Genomic DNA, 18,068 nt, shown 5'->3' on the forward strand with positions numbered 1-18,068 from the left:
GCTTTGCTCAGTCGGTGGAAGTGGCCCGGGCGGCCACCATCAGCTGGCCCAGCGCCAGGCCGCCGTCGTTGGGCGGCACCAGGTGGTGCCGCAGGACCGTGAAGCCGTCCTCGCGCAGGGCGGCGGCACAGGCCGAGGAGAGCAGCGTGTTGGCGAACACGCCGCCCGTCAGGGCGACCGTGTCCAGCCCGTACCGCTCTCGGGCCCGCGCGCAGATCCGGCGCACCAGGCCGGTCACGCTCCGGTGGAAGCGAGCCGCGACGAGGGCCGGCTCGACGCCCGCGCGCAGGTCGTCGACGATCGCCGCGAGTACGGGTGCCGGATCGGCCCGTACGACGCCGCCCCGGCTCTCCTCCGACATGCGCAGGGCGAAGACGTACGCGGTGGTGTCGTCGACGGGTGCGTCGAGAGCCGCGCCCTCCAGCTCTACGGCGGCCTGCGCCTCGTATCCGGCTCGGTGGCACACCCCGGCGAGAGAGGACACGGCGTCGAAGAGCCGGCCCATGCTGGACGTGGGGACGCAGTTCAGGCCCCGCTCCAACTGCCGTTCCAGGAGGCGTAGTTCGTCTGGCGCGCAGGCGGCCGTACAGGCGAGGTCGTCGGACCAGCCGATCCCGGCCGCCCTCAGATGGGCCAGCGCCATGCGGTACGGGCGGCGCACCGCGGCGTCGCCACCGGGCAGCGGGACGTACGCGAGGTGTCCGAACCGGGTGAAGCGGTCGTAGTCCGCGAGCAGGAACTCCCCGCCCCACACGGCGCCGTCGTCGCCATGTCCGGTGCCGTCGAAGGCGACGCCGATCACCGCCCGGGTGCCGTCAAGGCCGTGCTCGGCCATCGCTGCGGCGATGTGCGCGTGATGGTGCTGGACGCGTACGACGGGCCGGCGCGCCGCGTTCCGGTCGGCCCATCGGGCGGAGCGGTAGCCGGGATGCCGGTCGCAGACCAGGGTCTCGGGCCGCACCCCCGTGATGGACTCCAGCTGCGCCACCGCGCGTTCGAAGGTCCGCTGCGTACCGACGTCGTCCATGTCACCGATGTGCGCCGACAGCCAGGCGCGACGGCCCGCCCCCAGACAGAAGGCGTTCTTCAGGTCTCCGCCGACGGCGAGAGCCGGCCGCACGGGCAGGGGGAGGGAGACCGGCAGTGGGGCGTAGCCACGGGAGCGGCGGATCACCAGCGGCTTTCCGTCGCAGACGCGGACCACGGAGTCGTCGCACGGGACGTGGATCGGCCGGTCGTGTGTGAGCCAGGCGTCGGCCAGGTGCGCGAGCCGTTCCAGCGCCTCGGTGTCGTCGGTGACGATCGGCTCACCGGACACGTTGCCGCTGGTCATGACGAGCAGCCGGGGGCCGTCCGGGTCGCCGGGCAGGCCGAGCAGCAGATGGTGCAGGGGCGTGTACGGCAGCATCACCCCGAGGTCGGGGCTGCCGGGCGCGACGGCGTCGGCGGGCCACCCATTCCCGTGGGCGTGCGGATGGCGCCTGACCAGGACGACCGGCCGGGCCCGGCCTTCGAGCAGGCTCCGCTCCTCGGGGCTCAGCCGGACGAGGTGACGGACATCGTCCGCGGTCCTGGCCATGAGGGCGAACGGCTTGTCCCCGCGCGCCTTGCGACGTCGTAGCAGGGCGACCGCCGCCTGGTTCGTGGCATCGCAGGCCAGGTGATAGCCGCCCAGGCCCTTCACGGCGAGGATCGCGCCCCGTGTCAGCAGTGTGCGCGCCTCGGTGACCGGGTCCGCCCCCTCGGCACTGCTGACCCCTGACTGCTGCGCGACGACCAGCCGCAGGCGCGGCCCGCAGGCCGGGCAGGCGACCGGCTGCGCGTGGAACCGGCGGTCGGCCGGATCCGCGTACTCGCGGGCGCAGTCGGCGCACATCGCGAAGCCGGCCATGGTGGTGTGGGCCCGGTCGTACGGCACGCCGGTGACGATCGTGAAACGTGGGCCGCAGTGGGTGCAGTTGACGAACGGGTGACGGTGCCGCCGGTCGGCCGGGTCGGCCAGCTCGGCGAGGCAGTCGGCGCAGGTGGCGGAGTCCGGGGAGACCAGGGTGCGGGCCGGCCCGTCGGTGCGGGAGGTGAGGATGGTGAACGCGGTGCCGCCGGCGGGGGCCATCTCCCGGTGGTGGACGGACTCCACGCGGGCCAGCGGGGGTGCCTGGGCGGCGATCCGGTCGCAGAACCGGGCCACGGCCGAGGCGGTGCCCTCGACCTCCACGACGACGCCCTCCGGAGTGTTGGTCACGTGTCCGGCCAGGGCGAGTTCGGTGGCGAGGCCGTACAGGTAGGGCCGGAAGCCCACGCCCTGCACCACTCCCCGGACCGTGACCCGGCGGCGTCGCGGAGTGTCCTCGGCGACGGCGGCCGGGGCCTGCGGACCGCTCACGGGTGGGTGTGGGCCATCGTGCCGGCGGCCTCCGGGTGCGCGTGCGTATGACCGTCGGCCGCGTGCGTGTGACCGTCGTCATGCGTATGACCGTCGTGCTCATGGGTGTGACCGTGGTGATGGGGCAGCCGGGCCATGACCGGCGAGTGGACGGGTGCGCCGTCCGCGACTGCCATCGCCCGGTCGAGCAGCGCGCCGACTCCCTGCCCCCGGCGTGCCGAGGTCAGGACCACCTCGACTCCCGGATTGACCTGCTCCACGTTCGCGCGGAAGGCGGCCTCGTCGAACTCGACGGCCTCCGCGATGTCGGTCTTGGTGACCACGACCAGATGGGCCAGGCCGAAGGCGGTGGGGTACTTGAGCGGCTTGTCCTCGCCCTCCGTCACGGAGGCGAGGGTGACCCGCAACGTCTCCCCCAGGTCGTAGGAGGCCGGGCAGACCAGATTGCCGACGTTCTCCACGAACAGCAGCCGGGTGTCGTCGGGCAGCCATCCGTCCAGGTGGCCGGCGAGCATCCCCGCCTCCAGATGACACAGTCCGTCGGTGAGCACCTGTTTGACCGGGACGCCCGAACGCGCGAGGCGCGCCGCGTCGTTCTCGGTGGCGAGATCGGCGCTCAGCGCCGCGACGGGAACGGACCGCTCCCGTGCCCGCAGCAGTTCGCGCTCCAGCAACGCGGTCTTGCCGCTGCCCGGACTGGACAGCAGGTTGACGACCGCGGTGCCTCGGGACGCGAGGTGAGCACGCAGTTCGTGGGCGCTCGCGTCGTTCTTCGCGAGTACGGCCTGGCGCAGGTCGACGACACGACACATGGTTCAGCGCTCCTCGGAGATCGGTTCGCGGGTGGGTGCGTGCGTGGGGCCGCCGTCCTCCCAGTGCACGTCGACGATCTGCAGTTCCCGGCCCGCGAGCAGGTCGGTCCGCGTTCCGCCGCACCCGGGGCAGGTCAGCCGGGGCGGCATGCCGACGGCCCATTCGTGTACGCAGGACGTGCAGCGGGCCCGTCCCGGCACCGCTTCGGTGACCAGTTCGGCGCCTTCCAGCAGGGTTCCGGCGCAGGCCAGTTCGAAGGAGAAGGCGAGCGCGTCGGGTACGACTCCGGCCAGTTCGCCGACCTGGAGCCGTACCGTTCGCACGGCCGTGACGTCACCGGCCCGCTCAGCGGCCTCAGTCACCTGGTCGACGACGGCCAGCGCGACGGACATCTCGTGCATGGGTCTGAGTCCTTCCGCGGCCGGCCCCGGTCGGCCTTCATTAGAGGCGCGCGCTGCCGGGTCGTACGGCCCGGCACGCCGTCACGGGCCGGCGGGTACGCCGTTCGACGCAACCGCACGCACGCCGGTGGCGCCACGCGTCACATCCGGCGGATCCGCAGGTAGCGCCGCACGTCGGGAAGCACCTCGGCGCCGATGGCGACCAGGGCCGCCAGGGCCGCTCCACCGATGACGATCTTCTTCATCCGTCTCTCCTCATGTCGAGATCCCACCGGCCGTGGCCCGCGGCGCGGACTCTCCCGGCTCGCCGTTGGTCAGCAGTTCTTCGATCAGCCGGACGGCCTCCGGTACGGCGTCGGACACCGGCGTGCTGAGACCGATGCCCTCGTCCACCGAGGCCGGTTCGCATCCGACGACCAGGACGCGGCGCGGTGGCTCGCCGCCGGTCCCGGCGCACAGGGTGCCCAGCAGCGCCAGGACGGTGTCCGGGGTCATCCGGTGGCCGTCCAGCGCGGGGGCGACGGGCGAAGGGCTTCCGTCGCCGACGTCGTGTTCGATGACGTACAGCGTGCCGGGGGCTTCGCCGCGTGCCGTGGCGTCCACGAGGACGAGGGTGTCGTAGCCGTCCAGGAGCTGGTAGGCGAGATGCACCCCGCGCACCCCGACGTCCACGACCTCGATGTGTCCGGGCAGGTCACGCTCGGCGAACAGGCGCACGGTCTCCACACCGAAACCGTCGTCCCCGAGGAAGATGTTGCCGATGCCGGCGACGAGGGTCCTGGGGCCTGACTGCGGGGAGGCGTTCATACGTCGTCCTCCAGCGGTGTGACCTCGTCGGGCTGGAAGTACAGGAAGCGTCCCTGCTCGCGGCGGATGTCGGCACCCGGATCACCCTCGACCGTGACCGCCAGGTGCACCCCGCCGTCGACGTCGTGCAGCACCGCCTCGACCTTCGCGGTGCGGCCCCGCAGGAAGATGTCCTGCGCGTCGGTGCGCCGCAGGCCCGGACGCAACTCGACGCGGCTGCCCTGGCCCACCGACCGGCCGGCCACGACCACACGGTCCCGCGCCGGGTCGAATCCGGCCTCGCTCGCGGGGTCCCACCAGGGGGTGTCCGGACGCGGCACCCCGTGCTCGTCGGGGAAGCCGTCCCCCGGGGCGGCGGGGCCGGTCGCCTCACGCAGGCTGCGCACCGCCCCGTGCAGACGCTCCAGCACCTCGGCCGGCATCGAGTCCGCCAGCTCGATCACGGCGGCGGCCCGCTCGTCGGTGCCCCGGGCCTCACGCTTCTCCTCGTCGGTGAGGGCCGCGGTGCGCAGCGCGAGGATCTCGTCGATCTCGGTGGCGTCGTAGAGCGCCCCGGGGCTCTCCGGGGCGATGGCCGGATGGTCCTCCAGGATGATCGGCGAGGACAGCACGAGGTCGGCACGGCCGGGTTCACCGGCGAGTACGGGCCAGGTGTGCAGGTTGCGGCAGGCGGCGACGGCGCCCTTCGCCCACTCGGGGGGATCGGTCATCGACAGGAACGATCCGGCGCTGAGTGCCATGAGGAGGTGGGTGGCCACCAGGGAGTGCGGCAGCGCCGCGTCCCGGTCGGCGCCGCGGCCCTCGGGGGGTGTCCAGTCGCTGGTGTTCTCGACGACGGCGGTCAGCCGCATGGTCCGGTAGGGGCCGTCGAGTTCGCCGGCGGACAGCCGGAGCGTCCCGCTGATCTCCTCGCATCGCCGGACCAGTCGGCCGACGGTGCGGCCGGCCGCGTCCAGGACCGGTTCGGTGTCCTCCCGGGCGGGGCGTCGGAAATGATGCGTGACACCGTCGCCGAGGAGTTCGTCCACCGAGGCGACCACCTCGACGCGCTCCTCGCCCCCCTCGTCCCAGGGCACCAACACCCGGTCGTCTAGGCGGAGTTCGGGCACGGTCTCGAAGCCGCCGTCCGGGAGGGCCCGCTGCACCGTGCGCCGTCGGGCGTGCAGGAAGCGCACCTCGACCGAGAGGATCGCGCCCGCCTTCGGCTCCATCAGGCACTCGGTGTGCTGGAAGTCGTGCTCCTCGCACTCGGCGCCCCAGCCGGGCGGCACCAGCACCCCGAACTGCCAGCGCAGCCGGTTCTTGGCCGCCGAGGCGCGGTACGGGTAGAGCACATAGCCCTCGAAGAGAACGGCGTCGGCCACCTGCCGGGCGAGGGCGAACCGCTCCTCCGTCTCGGAGGCGAACGCGGTCACGGTCACGGTTCGGTCCTTCCGGTGGTGCCGGTGAGCGCGCGGAACGGGTCGCTCGCGGGCGGGTCCGGGGTGCCGCTGTCGTCGAGCAGGGCCTCGATGGTCGCCTCCCAGGAGGGCAGCGCGTGCCGGGAGCGGTAGGCGAGGAGGGCGTCCATGGTGTCGCGGGGCAGCCGGATCCAGCCGCATCCGGGGAAGTGCTGCTCGATCATCTCCCGCCAGGTCGCGACCGGCATCCGGAAGGTCGCCTCCCGGTCCCACGGAACCGGCTCGACCTGGAAACCGCCGTCCCCGGTGAACGCCGTACCGGAGAAGAGCATCAGCAGCGGGACCTCGCCGCCGGTGAGGGCGGTGAGGTAGCGGGTCGCGGCGACGTCCATGTCGTAGGTGCAGGGCACGACGAGGTCGGCTTCGGTCTCCCCGGTGAAGCCGGGGACCATGAGCGAGACCTGGGCGAACTGCACCGGCTGGAGTGTGCTGCCCCAGCGTGAGCGGTCACCGAAGAGGTCCGCCAGGCCGCCGGCCTCGGCGGACTCGTAGGTTCGGCGGGCGGGTTCGATGCGGATCTGGCAGCGCAGCGCGAGGGCGTGCACGCGGGCGTTGCCGGCGGCGGTGACGCGCAGCCGGAAGACGAGGGTCGGTCCGGCGGCGTACCGGTCGGCGCGGACGCCGGTGCAGGCGAAGGAGAACTCCGTCACGGCCGCACCGCCTCGCCCACCGGCCGGGCGCGTCGCGAGACGTCCGCGAAGAACGCGTCCAGAGCGGCGCGGGCCTCGGCACCACCGTCGAAGCCCTGCCACAACAGGCGCATACGGCCGACGAGTTCGTAGCAGATGTCGATCGGTACGAGGTGGCACTCGCAACGGCCGTCGGTACGCCGCAGCAACAGCGCCTCCACGTCGGGTTCGAGCAGTTCGGCGAGACGGCTGCCGCCGAGGACCTCCGTCCACGTGACCGGTTCGAGTTCACTCTCGGTGGCTCCGGCCGGACTCGGGTACAGGACGACCAACCGGTCGAGCGCGGCGTTGCGGAACAGGAAGGCGACGCCGACCGGGATCTGCAACGCGTCCCACGCGCTCTCGTCGAGGTGATGTCCGGGGTCGGTGAGGTAGCGGGCCGGGACCGTGCGGAAGCGGCCCGCGGCGGCGCCCGGCTGTTCCATCAGCAGCGCGCAGGGTGGGCAGGCGCAGACGAGGGCGCGTTTCTCGGTGTCGACCAGGTGGCGGTGGTCCGCCTCCACCGTCACCGCGCACAGTTCGCACCGTTCGGGCTGCGGAGGTCTCTCGGTGAGGAACCTCCGCAGGCCGGGCGTGCGCGTCGTCGGGGACGCCGTCATCGGGCCCCCGCCGGTGCCGTGCCGATCTGGAGGAGCGTGGGCCCCGCGGGTGCGGTCTGTACGTCGACGTCCCTGACCTCCGGTGCGAAGCAGGCGAGCGCCGCCAGGGCGGCCTCCCGGGCGCCCTCGCCCGCGCCGGAGCCGCAACCGCAGCCGCCGGTCTCCTGGGCCCGCAGCGTCAGGGCGCCGCTCTTCTCGTCGAAGCCCACGACGTCCAGGCTGTGTTCCCGGACGCTGTCCAGGGCCCGGGCGATACGGGTGTCGCGGTCCTCGGGGTGCAGGTCGTGCAGGACGAGCAGGCTCGCGACCAGTTCGTCGCCGAGCAGTCCGGCCGGCGGTTCGCCGGGAGCGGAGGACAGCAGGTGGAGGATGCGGGCCAGGCCGGCGCCGTAGAAGTCCATGAGGGACCGGACGAGTTCCTCCGCCGCCGCGGCGGCGGCCGGGTCGCCGCTCGCGGCCAGCCTGTCGAGGACTTCCTCGACACGCCGCCCGGTCTGCTCCGCCGAGGTGACCGCGCTCATCCGCCCAGTCCGCTCAGGCCGGTGGGCACGTGCATCGACTTCACCGTCTTGCCGCCCCCGACGTACATGTGGACGCCACAGGGCAGACAGGGGTCGAAGCTGCGGACGGTGCGCATGATGTCGATGCCCTTGAAGTTCTCCGGGGTGTTCTCCTCGAAGATGGGCGTGTTCTGTACGGCGTCCTCGTACGGGCCCGGCGTGCCGAAGGTGTCCCTGGTGCTGGCGTTCCAGGGGGTGGGCGGGTACGGGTGGTAGTTGGCGATCTTGCCGTCGCGGATCACCATGTGGTGGGAGAGGACACCTCGGACCGCCTCGGTGAAGCCGACGCCGAGACCCTCGTCCGGCACCTCGAACTTCTCCCAGGTCTGGGTGCGTCCGGCCCGGACCTCCTCCAGCCCCTTCTCGGCGAAGTGCAGCGCGACGGCGGCGGTGTAGGCCTGGAAGTAGGTGCGCGCGCGGTTGCGTTCCAGCGCGTTGCTCCACTTCGGGATCTTCCACTCGAAGGTGGTCTCGGGCCTGGTCATGGTGCGGGGCAGGTTGATGACCACGCTGTGACCGGTGGCCTTCACGTACCCGGTGTCGACGAGTCCGGACAGGGCGGTCGACCAGAGGCGGGCGATGGGGCCGCCGCCGGTGTCCAGGGCGAGGTGGTCCTTGCCGTCGAACCAGCGGGGCGACATGACCCAGCTGTACTTGTCGCCGAAGTCGCGCTTCTGCGGGGCGGGGATGGTGTGCTGGTTCCACGGGTGGCGCGGGTCCACCGGGTTGCCGAGCGGGTCGTGGGTGACGAACTGTTCCTGGCCCTGCCAGTCCTCGTAGTAGGAACTGCCGAGCAGGATGCGCATGCCGAGGTTGATCTCGGTGAGGTCGTTGGTGACGAGCTTGCCGTCGACGATGATGCCGGGCGTGACGAACATGCGCCGACCCCAGTCGGTCATGTTGGCGTAGGTGAAGTCGCAGTACTCGGGGTCGTTGAGCGCACCCCAGCAGCCGAGCATGACCCGGCGGCGGCCGACCTCCTCGTAGCCGGGCAGCGCCTCGTAGAAGAAGTCGAACAGGTCGTCGTGCAGGGGCACGACGCGCTTCATGAACTCCACGTACTTCATCAGCCGGCTGAGGTAGTCCGTGAAGAGCTGTACGGAGGCGATGGTGCCGACGCCGCCCGGGTAGAGCGTGGAGGGGTGCACATGGCGGCCCTCCATCAGGCAGAACATCTCGCGCGTGTAGCGGCTGACCTGGAGGGCCTCGCGGTAGAACTCCCCTTCGAGGGGGTTGAGCGAGCGCATGATGTCGGCGATGGTGCGGTAGCCGTGCTCCCCCGCGTGCGGGGCCTCGGTGCGCTCGGCGAGTTCGAGCACGCCGGGGTTGGTCTCCTTGACCATCTTCTCGCAGTAGTCGACCCCTACCAGGTTCTCCTGGAAGATGTTGTGGTCGAACATGTACTCCGCGGACTCACCGAGGTTGATGATCCACTCGCCGAGGTGCGGGGGCTTCACGCCGTACGCCATGTTCTGCGCGTACACCGAACAGGTGGCGTGGTTGTCGCCGCAGATGCCGCAGATGCGGCTGGTGATGAAGTGGGCGTCGCGGGGGTCCTTGCCGCGCATGAAGACGCTGTAGCCGCGGAAGACCGACGAGGTGCTGTAGCACTCCGCGACCCGCTTCTGCTTGAAGTCGATCTTCGTGTGGATGCCGAGGCTGCCCACGATCCGGGTGATCGGATCCCAGGCCATCTCCACCAGGCCGCTGCCGTCGCCGGCCGCCTTCGTCTTCGGTGCCATCTGTGTGCCGTGCCCTTCGTTGCGCGGGAGGTTCGTGTGGGGGGTGCACGAAACGGGGAGCGGGATTACGTGTGGCGGATGTTCACCACGGGGGTCGGTATCCGGTGGTGATCTTGTCTCCGGTGCGGCGCCACTTGGGCTCCTTGTCGACCGTCCTGGCGGTGATCGACCGCAGCTTGCGGATCACGGTGCCGTAGGCCTCGCTGGCGTTGCTCGACACCTTGGCGCCGGGGGGCTCGTCCATGAACGGCATGAACTTGTCGGGGAACCCGGGCATGGTGCAGGCGATGCAGATGCCGCCGACGTTGGGGCAGCCGCCGATCCCGTTCATCCAGCCGCGCTTGGGCACGTTGCACTTGACGACCGGGCCCCAGCAGCCGAGCTTGACCAGGCACTTCGGCGAGTCGTACGACAGGGCGAACTGGCCCTGCTCGTAGTAGCCCGCGCGGTCGCAGCCCTCGTGGACGGTGGCCCCGAAGAGCCAGGTCGGGCGCAGCTTGTCGTCCAGCGGGATCATCGGGGCGGAGCCGGCCGCCTGATAGAGGAGATAGGTGAGCGTCTCGGAGAAGTTGTCGGGCTGGATCGGACAGCCGGGGACGCACACGATGGGAATGCCGGCGTGGGACTTCCAGTCCCAGCCGAGGTAGTCCGGCACGCCCATGGCGCCGGTCGGGTTGCCCGCCATGGCGTGGATGCCGCCGTAGGTGGCGCAGGTGCCGATGGCGACGACCGCCAGCGCCTTCGGGGCGAGCCGGTCGATCCACTCGCTGGTGGTGATCGGCTGGCCGGTCTCCGGGTTGTCGCCGAAGCCGCACCAGTAACCCTCGGGTTTGATCGCCTCGTTGGGGATGGAGCCCTCGACGACCAGGACGAACGGGTCGATCTCACCCCGCTCCCCCTTGAAGAACCACTCGATGAACGTGTCCGAGCCGCCGACCGGACCGCTCTCGAAGTCGATGAGCGGCCAGTGGACGGCGATCTTCGGAAGACCCGGCAGCACACCGAGCACGATCTCCTCGATGCTGGGCTGCATGGCCGCCGTCAACGCGACCGAGTCGCCGTCGCAGCTCAGCCCCGCGTTGATCCAGAGGATGTGGATCGTGGGTGTCTCCTCGGCGGGCGCACTGTCGGCGTCCGCAGCGCGGACCGTGCCCGGCGTGGCCTCAGTCATGGGACCGCCTCCTGGGGAGGTAAGGGATGAAGGCCTGTATTTCGGCCGTCGCGTTCCTTCGTATCAGCCGGTCCGCCGCGATGAGATGCCATAGAGGGCCGTTCCGGTGACATCCGCGGCCGAGGGGATCGGACCGGGTTACGCGAACGCGTCCGGATCGAGGTGCGGCGGGGTGGACTGCGGCCGCTCTTTGTGCACGAAGGAACGGCGCAGAGCGTGATACGGGGCGTCCGGGTCGTCGAAGGTCCGGCGCATCCGGGTCAGCTCCCGCTCACGGAAGCCGGCGAGTGGGGTCGTACTCTCCAGCCGGTCCAGCTCCGTCTTCTTCGCGATGATCCGTGACGCCGTCGCCGGCAGTGACGCCAGACGCCCCGCCAGGCCGCCGACCTCCCGCGCGAACCCGTCGGGACCGCCGTCGACCACCCGGTCGACGAGCCCGAGGCGCAGTGCGGCCGCCGAGCTCACCGGCAGCGCCTCACCCATGAGCCGTTCGGCCGTCTCGGGGCCCACCCTGCGGGGCAGGGTGTGGGTCCAGTACTCCGAGCCGTACAGGCCCATCAGACGGTAGTGCGGGTTCAGTACGGCGCCCGAGCGGCACCACACCTCGTCGGCCGCCAGGGCGAGCATCACCCCGCCCGCCGCGGCGTTGCCCGCGACCGCCGAGACCACCAGCCGGTCCGTCGTCGTGAGGACCGCCTCGACCAGGTCGTCGATGGCGTTGATGTTCGCCCAGGACTCGGCGGCGGGATCGGCGGCCGCCTCGATGACGTTGAGGTGGATGCCGTTGGAGAAGAAGTCGCGTTCGCCACCCAGCACCAGCACGGATGTGGGCCGCGCGCATGCTTCCCGGTAGGCGTCCAGCAGACGTCGGCACTGGTCCGTACTCATGGCGCCGCCGGGGAAGGAGAAGGAGAGGAAGCCGACGTTCCCGTCCTCCCGGTAGCGGATGTCCGTCCAGGTAATTTGCCGCACCTCGGGCAGCAGGGGCAGGGCATGTTCGGGCAGCGGCGGCAGCCGGTCGCCCAGGGCCCGCACGGCGGGCAGTTTGAACGTGGGCGGCTGCCCGGGCGCGCGTCGGGGCCGCAGCTCGGGGATCCACACGGCCCCGTCCTTGGTGGCCCGGCAGACCGCACCGGACCGGGTGGCCAGCAGTTCGCCCGGGCGGCCGCGCAGCACGCTCTCGGGGTGTCCGCCGTGCAGATACCACTCACCGCCGAGCAGCACGTCCAGCACACCGGGCTGCGAGTCCGCCGCCCTCAGCTTGCGCAGGACGGTCTCAGTGGAGTCCTCGGCCCAGTCGATCCGCCGGACACTCTGGTCGAGGTACGGACGCGGGCGCAGGCGGGCGTCGGCCGTGCCTGCCGGGTCCTGCTCGCGCGGTACGTGGGTCCCCCCGGCGAAGCGCTCCACCGCGAGCATGATGGCTTCGAGCGCGGCGTCGGCGATCTCGCCCCGGTACACCTCGCTCTTGGACACCGGAGGGACCCGGCACGGTACGCAGGCCCACACGTCACCGGCGTCCATCTCCTCGGCGGCCTGCAGGACGGTGACGGCCCACTCGTCGACGCCCTCGTGAATCGCCCAGTCCAGGGAGGACGGTCCGCGGTCGCCCACGGGCCCGGGATGGACGATGAGGCAGGTGTGCGCCGTCCACATCTCCTCGGGGATCGCCGTCTTCAGCATCGGCGCCACGATGAGCTGCGGTGTGTGCCGCCGCACCGCGTCCGGCAACGGGCTGCCGGGCAGGGCGAGTTCGACCGCCACGGTGTGGCCGCGGTCGCGCAGCTCGGCGTGGGCGCGCTGGGTGAGGCTGTTGAACGCGCTGGCTAGGAGCAGGATGTGCACGACTGCCTCCGGACGGACGAACGGCAGGAAGGGGTGGCCGCCGACCGCGATCCTCGGCCAGGGGGCCTGCCGTCCCCGGACGACAAACGGTGAGGTCATCCGAAAGCGGGTGCCGATCCGCCGTCCGGCCTCACCGGCCATCGCCCGCGACGGCACCGGCGACCCGGCTCACCGAGTCGGCCGTTGTGAATGATCAGCGTGGGGGCAGGCCGCTGGTGATGCGCTCCCACGGGGAGCGGGTGGCACCGAAGTGGGTCTCGTGCGTCCAGATGTGGGTGCACGACCGGCACTGCAGGTGGAGCAGGCTGCCGATGTTGGAGAGCAGGTAGCGCCAGTGCTCGGAGCAGGTGCGCCCCTGCTCGCAGGTGCCGCACCCGCGACGGTCGTCGCAGTTGGGGCAGGCCACCCAGGCGCGGCGCCCTATGTCGGCCTGCGGGTCAAGCGGCAGCATGACCGTCCCCTCTCCGCGGAAGCACACCGGCCGAGACCAGCTCGTCGTACACGCGCTGCTGCTCCGCGCTCAGGCCGGAATACAGCAGCTCATACGCCGCTTCCTCGCCGCGCAGTGCGGCGACGGGGTCCCAGTCGGGGCCCAGAGCGTCCAGGACATGAACGCGCCGGAGCAGTTCGTGTGAGCTCAGGTCGATGGCCAGGTCGACGGTGGGGACGGCGCCAGTTCGGTCCGAGGCAGGCCTGCTCGCCTCAGCGGGTTCGTCCGGTTCGCCGGGAAAGGACCGGCCGTGGGAGGACATGCGACCGAACGTAGGTAAGCGCTCCTCGCCCCGGCAAGAGCAGGTGGGAGAAGTCACAGCGGTCCCACGCCCCGGGGCACCGGAGACCGGCTGCCAATCGACCGGATGAAACTATGGCGTCCCACCACATGTGCCCGCCTCTGACCTGCGCCTTTCTACGGTGGCCTGCCACGTAGCCGTCCCCACCGCACACGAGGAGGTGCACACAGGACCTCCACAGCAACCGCTCCCCCGTACCGCACGGCTTTCAGGCACTTCACCCCCAGATCGGTGCTGCTGCGGGGTTCACGCCGACGCGCCCACCACGATCCGGCCCGGTACGGGCGCCAGGCCCCCGGTGTCGATGCCCAGGGCGCCTCGGGCGGCGATGCGTCCGAGCGCCGCCCGGGCCGCCAGGAGCACCGGCCACCGAGCCCGTGTCCGCGACCCTCGATGGCTAAGAGGGCGGCGCGGAGGGGCTCATTCCTTGCTCGCTCCGGCGAGCATCCCGGACACCAGAGTGCGCTGTGAGAAGAGGAAGAGCACCAGCACAGGCAGGATGGCGATGATGACGGCCAGGGCGAGTTCGGGGATGGTGACGTTCAGTCCGGCGCCGGCGACGGGGTTGAAGGACGGCGTGGAGGTCAGCAGTTGGTTCAGGCCCACCTGGACGGGGAACTGCTCGCTGCTCGGCAGGACGAGATAGGGCAGGAAGAAGTTGTTCCAGTTGCCCACGAAGCTGAAGAACGCGACCAGTCCGACCACCGGCTTGGCGAGCGGGAGCGCGATGCGTGAGAAGAGCTGCCACTCCGTGCAGCCGTCGATCCGCGCGGCGGACAGCAGGTCCCTGGGGAGGCTGCTCCCGAAGTAGATGTACACGAGGTACACGCCGAACGGGTAGAAGGAGAAGGGCAGGATCACCGACCAGATGGTGCCGATCAGGTGGAAGCGGTTGAGTTCCAGGAAGATCGGCAGCACCAGGGTGGCCTGCGGCATGATCATGGTGACGAGGGTGATCACGAGGAGCGCCTTGCGTCCCCGGAACTTCGTCAGCGCCAGCGCGTAGCCGGCCGGAACGCTGACTGCCAGCGTCAGGATGAGTGAACCGCCCGAGTAGACGGCCGAGTTACGCAGCCACGTCATCATGGCGCCGTCCTGGAAGGCGAACAGGTGCCGCCAGGCCGTGCCGATCTGATGGAACGAACCGAAGGAGAGGGGGTTGTCCCGCACCACTGCGCCGGCCGTCTTCGACGGCGCCAACAGCAGCCAGATCACCGGCAGTACGAAGAACAACAGCAGCAAGGCCAGGAGGAGTCCTACGACCAGGAAGGGGAGGGTCCTGGAAGGACGGATACGCCGCCTCACGGCCGTCACGAAGAGAGCGGTCTGTGTCATTTCTCATCCAACTTGAACAGGTTCGAGCGAGCGACCAGTAGCCCGGCGGCGAGGAGGCCCACGGCAAGGAGGACGACGGAGATGGCGGCGGCGCCGTTGAAGTCGCCCTGCTGAAAGGCGTAGACGTAGGCGAGCTGGTTCGGCGACCAGGTGGGACTCACCCTGCCGAGGCTGGCGGTCTGGAGAAGCTGGGGCTCGACGAACAACTGGGTGCCCGTCGCGAAAGCCATGATCGTCATGTAGACGATCCACTGCCGGATCATCGGGATCTGGATGTGCCAGGCGGTGCGCCACGGGCCCGCGCCGTCCATGCGGGCTGCTTCCAGCACCTCGTCAGGGATGTTGTTCAAAGCCCCGTACATGACGACCATCCAGCCTCCGGCGCCGGTCCAGAAGGCGATCAACATGAGGATCAGGGGCAGGTTGCCGGGCGCCAGGACGGCGGCGAACGTCTTCAACCCCATGCTGGTGAGCAGCCAGGACACCGGGCTGACGTCGGGGTCCAGCATGAACAGCCAGACCAGAACGCTCGCCACTCCGGCGAGGGCGCCGGGGATGTAGTACAGGAAGCGGAAGAGCGCCGATGTGCCCGGACGCACGCGGCTGCGCAGAATCACAGCGGTCAGCACGACCAGGACGACGAGGGTCACCAGCCACATGACCAGGTAGATCAGCATGTGGGTGAAGGCCGGAGCGAAGCGGTAGTCCTGGATGACCTTCACGAACTGGTTGAGCCCGGTGAACTGGCCCTGGTCATTGGTGAGCGCGAGGTAGAACGCGTACCCGGTGGGGAAGACGCCGAACGCGAGCAGCAGCAGCGCGTAGCCGGCGACGAAGAAGTATCCCGCGCGACCGCGGCCCTCGCGCCGCGGCGTGGTGCCGCGGCGCGAGGGGGAGACGGCGACGCGCTCGGTCTCCAGCAAGGTCACTGATCGACCACCTTGTAGCCCTGGGTCTTGGCCTCGCCCGCGATCTCCTGCTGCCAGGCCGGCAGCGTGTCGGTCAGGCTCTTTCCGGAGGTCAGAGCCGGGAGGACGACGCTGGACCAGGCGGTGGAGTCCGAGAACTTGGTGTTCGACCAGCCGGTCCACACCGCGTTCGCGGCCTGCTCGAACGGCTCGCTCACATCATTGGCGAAGTAGTTCCTGTTGGCCGGGTTGGCCAGCCAGGCCTTCGCGGCCTGGGTGTAGGCCGGATAGGTGGGCGCGGTGGCCTGGTTCTCGTCGGAGGTGGTCAGCCAGGTGACCAGGTCCGTGGACGCCTTGAGGTCGGCGCTGTGCGAGGACACCATCCACACGCCGCCGCCGACGTTGCCCGTGGCAGTCGTGCTCTCACCCTTCCAGGTCAGAGGGGGCGCCGCGGCGATCTGCTTGGCCGGAGTCTTGAAGCCGGCCTTGAAGAGGTACTGGCCGTACCAGGAAGGGCCGTAGGCCATCAGGACCTTGCTGCCGCTGTTCTTGGCGAATCCCTGGCTGAAGAAGCCCTGCGTGGCGATGGCCTTGGCGCTGATCAGGTTGTCGAGGAGCTTCGCCATCCGGGTGCACTTCGGGTCCTGCAGATCAGTGCGCAGGGTGTCGGGCTTCACCAGGCTGAACGCGGGGCACTGCCCAGACCAGAAGTACGACTCGTGGGAGTTGGTGTCGCCGACCGAGCCGACCAGATAGCCCGGATGATCCTTGGCGACCTGCTTGCCGAGGGCCTCGTAGTCCTCCCAGGTGGTGGGGACCTTGTAACCCCACTTGTCCATGAGGGGCTTGTTGTACCAGAGGACAACCTGCGCGATGTCATTGCGCATGCAGTAGGTGTGGCCGTTGAACTGACAGGGCGTCAGCGAACCCTTGGCGAACCCGTCCAGGGTGCTCTTCGGTACGAGCTTCTCGTCCAGGGGTGCGGCGAACGGCTGCCCGCCGGGCTTGGTGGCCTCCGACGCCCAGGTCACGTCGGTCGGCGTGCCGAACACCACGTCCGGCCAGCCGCTGCCGGTCCGGTCGAACAGCTGCACCTTCGACTGCAGATACGTCGAGCCGTCGGCTCCGCCGTCGTACGTGACGATCTTCATCTTCACGTCGGGGTGCGACTTCTGGTAAGCCTGCACCGACGGCAGTCTGGTGGAGTCGGCCCACACCGTTATCCGCGAGCCCTCCTTCTGCGCGGCCGGCTTGAACGCCGACTGCCCGGAGGAGGAAGGGGTGGTGGTGTCGGCGCTGGCGCAGCCTGCCAGGGCGGCCGTGGTGGCCAGGGACAGCGTGACTGCCGCCGTGCGGAGCAGCGAGTGACGCCGGCCGGTTCTCGAAGATCTGGAAGACCCCATTGTCTTGCCTTGCCTTTCTGTTCTTGCGCCGTTCAGCGCGGCTGCTCGACGAACGGCAGCAGCTCGTTGCCGTAGCCGAACTCGAGGGGAAGGGCTATGCCGGGCCCCGCGGGGGCGTGCACCAGGCCCTGGTCGTCCACGTGGCGCTCTCGGACAACGTCCGCCGAGGTCACCAGGGACTCGTAGTAGGTGGTGTTGGAGATGGCCATGCACAGGTGGTGGTTGGGAATGTCCGAACCGTGCACCTCGGCCCGCAGCCGGTAGGCGTCGGCGAGATGTGCGGTGCGCATGGCGCCGGTGATGCCGCCTCGGAGGGTGGTGCCGGCCCGGACACCGAAGGTGGCGGCACCGGCCCGGATGAAGTCCGCCGCGTTCATGTGCGCTCCGTCGGAGGTCTCGGCCACCAGAAGCGGTACGTCCACGGTCTCGGCGAGCCTCTGATAGGCCGAGATGCTGAATTCGCGGATCGGCTCCTCGTACCAGAGGTAGTCGGCCTCGGAGAGCGCCCGCCCCAGCCGGATCGCGTCGGGCAGGTCGAAGCCCGCCGATCCGTCGTACATGAGAGGGACGTCCGGACCGACGTGCTCGCGCAGGGCCAGGCACAGTTCCGCGTCACGGCGGGCATCGCCCCAGGCGTGCAGTTTGATGCCGCGGTACCCCAGGGCCAGGCACTGGTCCGCCACGTCGAGGAACTCCGCGATGCTGGAAAACGTCGAGGTGGAGGCGTAGGCGGGGATGGCTTCTCGGAAGCCGCCGAGCAGGCGCCAGACCGGCTGGCCGTGGTACCGGCCGGCCAGGTCCCACAAGGCGATGTCGATGAGGCCCAGCGTGGGAAGCGGGAGTTCGTGGATACGGTCCAGCTCCCACACCCGGTGCCACAGCCATTCCCGCTGGAACGGGTCGGCTCCGACCAGTTCCTCACGAAAGACCCGGTCCACCAGGTCCCGCAGGGTGGAGTAGGCGCCCGGGCGGGCGAACACCGCCACGCCCTCGGCTCCCTCGTCCGTCCCGATGCGCAGGACCGCGCCGTCGCCCGCCGGAGCGCTTCCGCTCAGCCCGTCGCGCCAGCGGAAGGGCGGACTGGCTGCCGGAACATCGATCCGGTGTACCTCGACATGGGTGATCTTCATCCTGGCTTTCGTTTCCTGTACGAGATGTGAA

Annotated in this window: 17 protein-coding genes; all 17 read right to left on the reverse strand. The window is 70.3% G+C overall.

Going from position 1 to position 18,068, the window contains the following annotated elements:
* Positions 1 to 7: 7 nt before the first annotated feature.
* Positions 8 to 2,383: a carbamoyltransferase HypF gene (hypF, locus tag AB0H86_RS22670; protein ID WP_362441442.1), complete on the reverse strand. Its 2,376-nt coding sequence runs from the start codon at positions 2,381 to 2,383 to the stop codon at positions 8 to 10.
* On the reverse strand, positions 2,380 to 3,195 hold the full coding sequence (hypB, locus tag AB0H86_RS22675) for a hydrogenase nickel incorporation protein HypB (protein WP_362441445.1): 816 nt from the start codon (positions 3,193 to 3,195) through the stop codon (positions 2,380 to 2,382). Before hypB ends, hypF begins: the two co-directional genes overlap by 4 nt.
* 3 nt (positions 3,196 to 3,198) lie before the next feature.
* Positions 3,199 to 3,597, reverse strand: coding sequence for a hydrogenase maturation nickel metallochaperone HypA (locus AB0H86_RS22680; RefSeq protein ID WP_362441448.1), 399 nt, complete (start codon positions 3,595 to 3,597; stop codon positions 3,199 to 3,201).
* A gap of 255 nt (positions 3,598 to 3,852) precedes the next feature.
* On the reverse strand, positions 3,853 to 4,404 hold the full coding sequence (locus tag AB0H86_RS22685) for a hydrogenase maturation protease (protein ID WP_362441451.1): 552 nt from the start codon (positions 4,402 to 4,404) through the stop codon (positions 3,853 to 3,855).
* Positions 4,401 to 5,825 (reverse strand): hypothetical protein, encoded by a 1,425-nt coding sequence (locus tag AB0H86_RS22690; RefSeq protein WP_362441454.1) that lies wholly within the window; start codon positions 5,823 to 5,825, stop codon positions 4,401 to 4,403. The genes AB0H86_RS22685 and AB0H86_RS22690 overlap by 4 nt, the downstream gene beginning before the upstream one ends.
* On the reverse strand, positions 5,822 to 6,514 hold the full coding sequence (locus AB0H86_RS22695) for a DUF6084 family protein (RefSeq protein WP_362441457.1): 693 nt from the start codon (positions 6,512 to 6,514) through the stop codon (positions 5,822 to 5,824). Before AB0H86_RS22695 ends, AB0H86_RS22690 begins: the two co-directional genes overlap by 4 nt.
* Positions 6,511 to 7,152: a DUF5947 family protein gene (locus tag AB0H86_RS22700; protein ID WP_362441460.1), complete on the reverse strand. Its 642-nt coding sequence runs from the start codon at positions 7,150 to 7,152 to the stop codon at positions 6,511 to 6,513. The genes AB0H86_RS22695 and AB0H86_RS22700 overlap by 4 nt, the downstream gene beginning before the upstream one ends.
* Entirely contained in the window at positions 7,149 to 7,673 is a 525-nt protein-coding gene (locus AB0H86_RS22705) for a hypothetical protein (RefSeq protein WP_362441463.1), read from the reverse strand. The genes AB0H86_RS22700 and AB0H86_RS22705 overlap by 4 nt, the downstream gene beginning before the upstream one ends.
* Entirely contained in the window at positions 7,670 to 9,454 is a 1,785-nt protein-coding gene (locus AB0H86_RS22710) for a nickel-dependent hydrogenase large subunit (protein ID WP_362441465.1), read from the reverse strand. Before AB0H86_RS22710 ends, AB0H86_RS22705 begins: the two co-directional genes overlap by 4 nt.
* Before the next feature lie 82 nt (positions 9,455 to 9,536).
* Entirely contained in the window at positions 9,537 to 10,625 is a 1,089-nt protein-coding gene (locus AB0H86_RS22715; RefSeq protein WP_362441468.1) for a hydrogenase expression protein HypE, read from the reverse strand.
* A gap of 138 nt (positions 10,626 to 10,763) precedes the next feature.
* Positions 10,764 to 12,470: a hydrogenase maturation protein gene (locus AB0H86_RS22720; RefSeq protein WP_362441604.1), complete on the reverse strand. Its 1,707-nt coding sequence runs from the start codon at positions 12,468 to 12,470 to the stop codon at positions 10,764 to 10,766.
* A 193-nt stretch (positions 12,471 to 12,663) separates the two neighbouring features.
* On the reverse strand, positions 12,664 to 12,921 hold the full coding sequence (locus AB0H86_RS22725; RefSeq protein WP_362441471.1) for a hypothetical protein: 258 nt from the start codon (positions 12,919 to 12,921) through the stop codon (positions 12,664 to 12,666).
* Entirely contained in the window at positions 12,908 to 13,222 is a 315-nt protein-coding gene (locus tag AB0H86_RS22730; protein WP_362441474.1) for a DUF6400 family protein, read from the reverse strand. Before AB0H86_RS22730 ends, AB0H86_RS22725 begins: the two co-directional genes overlap by 14 nt.
* 459 nt (positions 13,223 to 13,681) lie before the next feature.
* Positions 13,682 to 14,596 (reverse strand): carbohydrate ABC transporter permease, encoded by a 915-nt coding sequence (locus AB0H86_RS22735; protein WP_362441477.1) that lies wholly within the window; start codon positions 14,594 to 14,596, stop codon positions 13,682 to 13,684.
* On the reverse strand, positions 14,593 to 15,525 hold the full coding sequence (locus AB0H86_RS22740) for a sugar ABC transporter permease (protein WP_362441480.1): 933 nt from the start codon (positions 15,523 to 15,525) through the stop codon (positions 14,593 to 14,595). Before AB0H86_RS22740 ends, AB0H86_RS22735 begins: the two co-directional genes overlap by 4 nt.
* Positions 15,522 to 16,907, reverse strand: a complete 1,386-nt coding sequence (locus tag AB0H86_RS22745) for an ABC transporter substrate-binding protein (protein ID WP_362441483.1) — start codon at positions 16,905 to 16,907, stop codon at positions 15,522 to 15,524. The genes AB0H86_RS22740 and AB0H86_RS22745 overlap by 4 nt, the downstream gene beginning before the upstream one ends.
* Positions 16,908 to 16,939: 32 nt before the next feature.
* On the reverse strand, positions 16,940 to 18,037 hold the full coding sequence (locus tag AB0H86_RS22750; RefSeq protein ID WP_362441486.1) for an enolase C-terminal domain-like protein: 1,098 nt from the start codon (positions 18,035 to 18,037) through the stop codon (positions 16,940 to 16,942).
* Positions 18,038 to 18,068 lie beyond the last annotated feature (31 nt).

This window comes from Streptomyces sp. NPDC050997 (assembly GCF_040660135.1).
Lineage (GTDB): Bacteria > Actinomycetota > Actinomycetes > Streptomycetales > Streptomycetaceae > Streptomyces.

Bases quoted from the DNA above. Each gene is read 5' to 3' on its own strand.
- hypB (WP_362441445.1), bottom strand. From the start codon at position 3,195: ATGTGTCGTGTCGTCGACCTGCGCCAGGCCGTACTCGCGAAGAACGAC.
- AB0H86_RS22680 (WP_362441448.1), bottom strand. From the start codon at position 3,597: ATGCACGAGATGTCCGTCGCGCTGGCCGTCGTCGACCAGGTGACTGAG.
- AB0H86_RS22685 (WP_362441451.1), bottom strand. From the start codon at position 4,404: ATGAACGCCTCCCCGCAGTCAGGCCCCAGGACCCTCGTCGCCGGCATC.
- AB0H86_RS22700 (WP_362441460.1), bottom strand. From the start codon at position 7,152: ATGACGGCGTCCCCGACGACGCGCACGCCCGGCCTGCGGAGGTTCCTC.
- AB0H86_RS22705 (WP_362441463.1), bottom strand. From the start codon at position 7,673: ATGAGCGCGGTCACCTCGGCGGAGCAGACCGGGCGGCGTGTCGAGGAA.
- AB0H86_RS22710 (WP_362441465.1), bottom strand. From the start codon at position 9,454: ATGGCACCGAAGACGAAGGCGGCCGGCGACGGCAGCGGCCTGGTGGAG.
- AB0H86_RS22715 (WP_362441468.1), bottom strand. From the start codon at position 10,625: ATGACTGAGGCCACGCCGGGCACGGTCCGCGCTGCGGACGCCGACAGT.
- AB0H86_RS22725 (WP_362441471.1), bottom strand. From the start codon at position 12,921: ATGCTGCCGCTTGACCCGCAGGCCGACATAGGGCGCCGCGCCTGGGTG.
- AB0H86_RS22730 (WP_362441474.1), bottom strand. From the start codon at position 13,222: ATGTCCTCCCACGGCCGGTCCTTTCCCGGCGAACCGGACGAACCCGCT.
- AB0H86_RS22735 (WP_362441477.1), bottom strand. From the start codon at position 14,596: ATGACACAGACCGCTCTCTTCGTGACGGCCGTGAGGCGGCGTATCCGT.
- AB0H86_RS22745 (WP_362441483.1), bottom strand. From the start codon at position 16,907: ATGGGGTCTTCCAGATCTTCGAGAACCGGCCGGCGTCACTCGCTGCTC.
- AB0H86_RS22750 (WP_362441486.1), bottom strand. From the start codon at position 18,037: ATGAAGATCACCCATGTCGAGGTACACCGGATCGATGTTCCGGCAGCC.